Annotated in this window: 8 protein-coding genes; 5 read left to right on the forward strand and 3 right to left on the reverse strand. The window is 65.8% G+C overall.

The genetic code is table 11. From position 1 onward, the window contains the following. Positions 1-5: 5 nt before the first annotated feature. The 4 genes from ACZI8W_RS16445 to ACZI8W_RS16460 are packed head-to-tail and all read left to right on the forward strand — an operon-like array spanning position 6 to position 3731. Positions 6-1052, forward strand: a complete 1047-nt coding sequence (locus tag ACZI8W_RS16445; protein WP_463369562.1) for an acyl-CoA dehydrogenase family protein — start codon at positions 6-8, stop codon at positions 1050-1052. Then, positions 1028-1768, forward strand: coding sequence for an ABC transporter ATP-binding protein (locus ACZI8W_RS16450; protein WP_463369563.1), 741 nt, complete (start codon positions 1028-1030; stop codon positions 1766-1768). The genes ACZI8W_RS16445 and ACZI8W_RS16450 overlap by 25 nt, the downstream gene beginning before the upstream one ends. Positions 1769-1791: 23 nt before the next feature. Beyond that, the gene (locus tag ACZI8W_RS16455; protein ID WP_463369582.1) at positions 1792-2928 is read left to right on the forward strand and encodes an ABC transporter substrate-binding protein; all 1137 of its coding nucleotides are present in this window, start codon (positions 1792-1794) and stop codon (positions 2926-2928) included. Next, positions 2925-3731, forward strand: a complete 807-nt coding sequence (locus ACZI8W_RS16460; RefSeq protein ID WP_463369564.1) for an ABC transporter permease — start codon at positions 2925-2927, stop codon at positions 3729-3731. Before ACZI8W_RS16455 ends, ACZI8W_RS16460 begins: the two co-directional genes overlap by 4 nt. Positions 3732-3784: 53 nt before the next feature. Here ACZI8W_RS16460 and ACZI8W_RS16465 read toward each other — a convergent pair whose 3' ends face one another. Then, positions 3785-4660 (reverse strand): alpha/beta fold hydrolase, encoded by an 876-nt coding sequence (locus ACZI8W_RS16465; RefSeq protein ID WP_463369565.1) that lies wholly within the window; start codon positions 4658-4660, stop codon positions 3785-3787. A gap of 124 nt (positions 4661-4784) precedes the next feature. Here ACZI8W_RS16465 and ACZI8W_RS16470 point away from each other — a divergent pair, with 124 nt between their 5' ends. Beyond that, positions 4785-6278 (forward strand): HNH endonuclease signature motif containing protein, encoded by a 1494-nt coding sequence (locus tag ACZI8W_RS16470; protein WP_463369566.1) that lies wholly within the window; start codon positions 4785-4787, stop codon positions 6276-6278. Here the strand turns inward: ACZI8W_RS16470 and ACZI8W_RS16475 are convergent, their stop codons facing one another. Further along, positions 6279-6641, reverse strand: a complete 363-nt coding sequence (locus tag ACZI8W_RS16475; RefSeq protein ID WP_463369567.1) for a hypothetical protein — start codon at positions 6639-6641, stop codon at positions 6279-6281. Between the two features lie 125 nt (positions 6642-6766). Then, positions 6767-7632 (reverse strand): RNA-guided endonuclease InsQ/TnpB family protein (locus ACZI8W_RS16480; protein ID WP_463369568.1); only part of this gene is annotated, 866 nt, incomplete at its 5' end.

Genomic DNA, 7632 nt, shown 5'->3' on the forward strand with positions numbered 1-7632 from the left:
ACCCGATGACCGCGGCCACTCAGAACCCGAACGAGCAGCTCGACACGATCACCGAATTCGTCCGCGACCGTGCCTCCGCTCTCGATCGCGGCGAGACCGATATTCGCACCGACCTCGCACGCATCGGCGAAGCCGGACTGCTCGGAAACGGGCTCGGCGGAAAATGTCTCGACCACATGGCCGCGGTCATCGATGGGATCGCCGCGGAATCACTCACCGTCGGGTTCTCGCTGTGGGCTCAGCGCATGACACTCGAATACCTGGACCGCGCCCCGGAACACCTCCGCGCACGGTACTGCGACGACCTCGCGACCGGCCGGTTGATCGGCGTCACGGCCATGGCGGCCGCGCTCAAGTACCTCGCGGGGCTCGGCGAACTCCCACTACTCGCGGAACGCACCGACGACGGGCTCATCGTCAGTGGTCCGATCCACTGGGCTACCAACGTCTTTCCGGAATCGCTCATCGTATTCCCCGCCCGCACTGCCGACGGCGGACACGTGATCGCCGTCGTCCGCGCCGACACACCGGGCATCCGCATCAACTCGTCCCCCGAACTGCTCGCGCTCGGCGCCACCTCGTCGACGTCCCTCACCTTCGACAATCTCCGAATTCCGGGTTCGGACATCATCTCCGACGACCTCACCGAATTCTGTGGTGCCATCCGCCCGACCTTTCTGCTGCTGCAGACGTCGTTCTGCGCGGGGATCACCCGAGCGTCACTCACGGAGTCGTTGTCGCGGCTGCACGGTCTCGGCGAGCAATTCAGTGACGAATACCGGGTTCTGAAACAGCAATACGAATCTCTTCGGGAGCGGCTGTACCGCTACTCCGCCGCGCCGTCCACGGTATCCGGGGCCGATCTGATCCGCCTGCGCCTCGATGGCTCCGTCGTCGCAGTTGCCGCGACACGGCTCGAAGCGACGCTGCGCGGCGGTGCCGGATACGCCTCCGCCAGCGCCACGAACAGGCGCTTCCGCGAGGCCGCGTTCCTCCCCATCCAGTCTCCCTCGGAAGGACAGTTGCGGTGGGAACTCTCGAAGTTCGCATAGCAGGCGCCTACAAGAGTTTCGCGGGTCGACGCGAACCAGTCCTCCAGGGACTCGACCTCGACGTCACCACCGGGGAACTCCTCGTCCTGCTCGGCAGCAGCGGTAGCGGAAAGTCGACACTGCTACGGATCATCGCGGGTCTCGATCATCTCGACCGCGGCGAGATCGACTGGCCGAGCACCGACGGTGACACCCGCCCGCACACCGGCGTGGTGTTCCAGCAGCCGTACCTCATGCCATGGCTCACGGTGCGCGAAAATATCGCGCTGGGTGGGCGTTTCAAGAATCACCGCGATCGATTCGACATTGCGTACGCCGATGGACTACTCGCCCGCTTCGGCTTGTCCGGCCTCTCCGGCTACTATCCTGATCAACTGTCCGGCGGACAGGCGCAGCGTATCGCCGTGATCCGTGCCGTCGCGGTGCGTCCGCGCCTACTGCTGCTCGACGAACCGTTCAGTGCACTCGACCCTGCAACCCGTTCCGATCTGCAGTCATGGCTCGGCGACCTCGCCCGAGACCTCGCCTTCACGACGGTGCTGGTCACCCACGACATCGACGAAGCGCTTCGCCTCGCCGACCGGATCGCTTTGTTCGGCCGAGCAGGCACAGTGCGGCAGCAGTGGCGCATCGCCGACGTCAACCAGGACGAACGGGCCCCGCTACGCACGGAGATCTTCGAGCACTATCGCGATTCGTCGCTGACCCCATCGTGAAGAATCTGACGCGGCGCACTCTCATGCGGGGTGCGCTCGGGATCGCCGCTGCCGGCGGCATATTCGGGGCAGCCGACCTGGCGCGTACCGCCACAGCAGACCGCACCAACGTCACGGGGCAACTCCGCATCGGCTATCTGCCGATCACCGACGCTGCTCCACTGCTCGTCGCGCACGGCGCCGGACTGTATCCGAGCGGAATCGTGGACACCGCGCAACCTGTGCTGTTCCGTAGCTGGGCGTCACTCGCGGAGGCATTCGTCAGTCGGCAGGTCGACGTCGTGCACCTGCTGATGCCCCTCGCGGTCCAATTGCGCTACGGCCTAGGCAGTTCCGCTCGCATTCTCGGATGGAACCACACCAACGGGTCCGCACTCACCGTCGCCCCACAGATCACCGATCTCGGACAGCTTGCGGGCGAGACCATTGCGATCCCGTTCTGGTGGTCGATCCACAACATCATCGTTCAGCAGACGCTGCGCGAACACGGTTTGACTCCCGTGGTGCGTCAGGCGCCGTCGAGATCCGCGCGCACCGTCGGCCTCGTCGTCATGGGACCGTCCGATATGATTCCCGCCCTGGCCAACGGCTCGATTGCGGGATTCACTGTTGCAGACCCGTTCAACGCCGCTGCCGAGCTCCGCGGTGTGGGTCGCATCCATCGCTTCCTCGGCGACCTGTGGCGCGACCATGCATGCTGCGCCCTGCTCGTCCACGAGGACGTCATCGAAGAGAATCCGACAGCTGTGCAGGCTCTTTCGGATTCGGTGGTGTCCGCCCAATTGCGGATAGCGGCGGACCGCCCGGCCGCGGCAACGATGCTCTTCGATCGCTATCTGCCGCAGCCGCTTCCCGCGATCACGACGGCCCTGACCTATCCGGGACGCGACGTCGGCACCCGGCATCCGCAGTGGGCACCGCAGCAGATCGGGTACCAGCCCTTCCCGTTCCCCAGTTTCACGACCGCGCTCGTCGAGGCGATGCACGGCACGGTCGTCGACGGCAACACCGACTTCCTGTCGCGGATCGACACGGCAACGGTGCATCATGAACTCGTCGACGACCGGTTCGTCCGCACCTCACTGACCCGGGTCCCCGGCACCGATACCTTCGGGCTACCCGCAGATCTCACCCGTATCGAGGAGGTCGACCCCACGTGAACACCCCCACCCGGTCCGCCTGGAGGCTTCCGCTTCTGCCGCAGACCATCGCAGTGGTCGTCGCCGTGGCACTGTGGTGGCTGGTCACCACGGTCGTCGCCGGACCCGATTCGCTCGTGCGCGAATTCGCGCCGCAGTATGTGGGACCGGCCATTGTGGATCTGTTCGCCCGCGGCGTGCTCCTGCCCGACATGCTCGCGAGCCTGTGGCGGCTTCTCGTCGGATTGCTGATCGCCGCGACATTCGGCATTCCGCTCGGGCTGCTGATCGGGCTCAACCCGGTCGTCGAGCAAGCAACCATGCCGGTCATGCAGTTCCTGCGGATGATCTCGCCGCTGTCGTGGGCTCCGATCGCAGTGGCCCTGTTCGGAATCGGGCACCAACCGGTGTTCTTCCTCATCGCCGCCGCCGCGATCTGGCCCATCGTCATCAACACGGCCGCGGGCGTGCACGCCATCGACCCCGGACATCTCATGGTTGCCCGATCCTTCGGCGCGACACGAGTCGAACTGCTCACGACGATGGTGCTGCCCTCGATCCGCTCCCAGGTGCAAACGGGTCTGCGAGTCGGGCTCGGAATTGCCTGGGTCGTCCTGGTGCCAGCCGAGATGCTGGGTGTACGTTCGGGTCTCGGCTATCAGATCCTCAACGCACGCGACCAGCTCGCGTACGATCAAGTGATGGCCGTGATCGTGGTGATCGGCTTCCTCGGATTCTGGCTCGACTGGGCAGCACGCCACCTGCTTCGGGAACGCCGTACACCGATTCGGATGGAGGATGCCGACGCGCACCAGCCGGTGTGACTGTCTTTTTCGGGGTCAGCGCGATCGCCGTCCGGCGAAGCAGGTTCACAGGGTCAGCGACCCCACTCGGCGAGCACGGTCCGGAGCGCAGTGACCAAGGCCAGCGGCTGATCGAACATCGGGTGGTGCCCGGCAACGGGAAAATCCACCACCGTCGCGTCGGGCCCGAGCTGGTCCCGAATCTGCGACAGCAACGGTTCCTGGATGATTCCGTTCTCACATCGGTAATACGCGAGGGGACAGCCCTGTCGCAGCGTCTCGAGGCTGCGGCGAGCCTCACGACCCATGCGCAGATTGTCGAACTTCCACGACCAGCCTCCGTCGACCTCCTTCAACGAGGTGCGGGCGATGCGGTCGAACACGAACGGCTCGGCCTCGTCCTGCGGTGGCACGAGCCGGAACCGCGCAACCGCGGCATCGACCGTCGGGTACACCTTCGGCGGCCCGGCATCGGCGACCATCTTCGCGCGCATCTCGAGTTCCTCGGGGGTCATGTCGCGAATCGGGGAGTCGAGGATCACCACACCGGCGAGCCTGTCACCGTGCAGTGCGGACGTCACGAACGAGACGATTCCGCCCATGCTGTGGCCGACCAGAACTGGAGGACCGGAAATCCCGCCGTATTCGGCCGCACCGAGGACCTCGTCGGCCCAATACTCGAGGCCGTACTCGTCGCGATGGTCACTGTCGCCGTGTCCGCTCATATCGAGTGCGACGACGCGACGACCGGCCGTCAACTGTGGCCCGATGTGATCCCACCAGTGCGAATGGGCCATGCCGCCGTGGACGAGCACTACACCGGGTGAGCCCGCTTCACCCCACGCACGGTAGGAGATCGCCGCACCCGACACCGTGTAGCTGCCAGTCTCGACGGGCGCAGCCAACGCATCGACGAACCACTGCGGAGCAGGGCAGTTCTCATTGCTCATCACTCGAACTTATGCGAAGTGTGACGCTCACCAACAACCGGGCGGGAAACCACACCCGTACCCAATGTATGCCGTTACCAAATCGTGACTCGAACACTTATTCGATCATGCGTAGAATCGGAACATGAGTTCGAATGAGGTGGGATTCGGTCAGGCTCGCGACGCCGTCGCGGCACTCGAGGCCCTCGCCTCCGCCGACCTCACGGCACTACCCGACGGCGAAATCACACGCCTCCTCCAAGCCGCAGAAACAGCGCGCCGCACTCTCGACGGCCTCGGGAACCGCGTCATCGGCGAAATCGAGAACCGAGGCATACACGACACCGTGAGGCTCTCCTCACCTCAGAAATACCTCGTCGAACTACTCCGTATCTCTCGCGCCGACGCCCAACGCCGAGTCAAGAACGCCCGCGTCCTCGCGCCCCGCGTCACCCCCACCGGTAGCGTCCTCGACCCGATCCTGCCCGTCACGGCACGCGCACTCACGGACGGCGCCGCAGGCGCCGACCACGCCGACGCCGTACGCAAGGTCATCGACAAAATCCCCGGTCGATTCGGCAACTCCGCCCTCGAGCAGATCGATCAGATCCTCGGCGCCCTCGCCCGCACCGCCACACCGGACGACATCACCACCGCCGGCATCGATCTTCTCGCCCGCCTCGACCCGGACGGCACCCTGCCCGACGATCGCGACCGCAAGAGCCACCGGTCTCTGCGCCTGGCACCCCAGGATGCAGGGCTGATGTCCGCCCTGCGCGGCGACCTACATCCGACCACCCGCAGCAAACTCGACACCATCCTCGCCAAATGGGCCCGCCCCGGCATGAACAATCCCGACGATCCCGAGTCTCCCCACGGCAGCATCGATCACCCGGACCTCGACCTCGCCGCAGTCGACCGCGCCGCCCGCCGCGACCTGCGCACCCCCGATCAGCGTCTCCATGACGCCCTCGACGCGATCTGCACCCACGCACTCGCCACCGGCGCACTCGGACACCACCGCGGCCTGCCCGTCACCGTCATCGTCACGATGACACTGCACCAACTCGAAACCGGCACCGGCCTCGCCACCACATCCAGCGGCGGGGTCCTGCCCGTCAAAGACGCCCTGGCCATGGCCGAACGCATCCATCCCGCGCTCGCCCTGTTCGACCACAGTGGCGCACCCTTGCACCTCGGACGCGGCAAACGCCTCGCCACCGCCGAGCAACGACTCCTGCTCACCGCCTGGCAACGCGGCTGCACCCGCCCCGGCTGCGACGTGCCCGCATCCCACTGCGCCGTCCACCACCTCACCGAATGGCAGCACGGCGGCACCACCGACATCACTAACCTCACCCTGGTGTGCGACGCCGACCACGCCCGCATCACCGGAACCGACTCGGGCTGGACCACCACCGCCGACCCGGACGGCCGACCCTTGTGGACAGCGCCACGCCTGCTCGACCCGAGCCGAATCGCTCGGCGCAATCACCGCCACCATCCACACGAATTGATCATCCTGTCGAGGATGACCACACGACCCATCCACATTTCGACCACCGACCGACCGCGACGGCGGTGGCGGGCACGACAACCGAAGCACCCCGACGATCGGCGGTCATATCCCAGTGGATAGTCAAGCGCTGCGCGGGATCATGCGGTCGACGGCTGTCCGCACCAGTTCCGCGGTGCGCTTCTCGTCGAAGATCCCCGGGAGCGTGAGGCGGTCGAGGATGAGCCAGTTCAATGTGAGATACAGGAGCACCACGGCATCCTCACCGCCCGGCAGCCCGGATTCTCGGTAGTTGCCGATATTGAAATCCAGATCAGCACGCACCCGGTCGGTGAGCAGGGCCTGCAACTCTGGTCGCCTGGTCGCCTCGAGCCGCAGTTCGAGGAGTGCGAGATAGCCCGTGCGAAAGCCGGAAACCCGCTCGACCACCTCGGTCATCAATTCGGTCATGGACTCGCGCGTCTGCAGCTGCTGGGACTGCTCCATCCTCTCGTCACTGGGGACGAGACGCTCGTATTGACGTCCTCCACGGCCTGAAGGCCGAGGATTCCGACCAGCACCCATACCGGCACTCTCGGTGGGTTCCTGTTTCACAGAGTCGTGCTCCCCACTCACGCGGGGAGGCTCACCGTCTCTCCGCAGGCGTTTCGCCTCTCCGCCCGTCCGGCGGCGAGGATATTCTTGGCAGCGTTGAGATCGCGGTCGTGGACCGCCCCGCACGGGCAGATCCATTCCCGGACCGACAGTGGTTTCTTCCCGTCGACCCTGCCGCAATCCGAGCAGGTCTGCGACGACGGGAACCACCGGTCCACCGTGATCACGGTCCGCCCGTACCGGGCGGCTTTGTACTCGACCAGGCCCACGAACTGCCCCCACCCGGCGTCATGCACGGACTTCGCCAGGCGGGTGCGGGCCAAACCGTTCACGCACAAGTCCTCGACGTAGATCGCTTGGTTCTCGCGAATCAACCTCGTGGACTGCTGGTGCGCGAAGTCGCGTCTGACATCGGCGACCTTGGCGTAGGCTTCGGCGACCCGCAGGCGCGCCTTGGCCCGGTTGTTGCTGCCCTTGTCCTTGCGGGACAGGGCTTGCTGTGCCTTGCGGAGCTTGCGCTCGGCGCGGCGCAGGAACGTCGGGGACTCGATGATCTTCCCGTTGGACATCACCGCGAACGTCGTCAGACCGAGGTCGATACCGACTTCGGTGTCCAACTCCGGCATCGGTTCGTCGTCGACCGCCACCACGAACGACGCGAAGTATCGTCCCGCCGCGTCCTTGACGATCGTTACCGACGACGGTTCCGAGGGTAGGTCGCGGGACCAGCAGACCGGGATGTCCCCGATCTTCGGGAGCCGCAACTTCCCACCCTCGGTGACCGTGAACCGGGCGTTGCGGGTGAACCGGATCGCCTGCCGATTGTCGCGGCGGGACCGGAACCGGGGTGCACCGAGTGTCGGGCCGTTCCGTTTCCCCGACA

It is taken from the genome of Rhodococcus ruitaii (assembly GCF_055230935.1).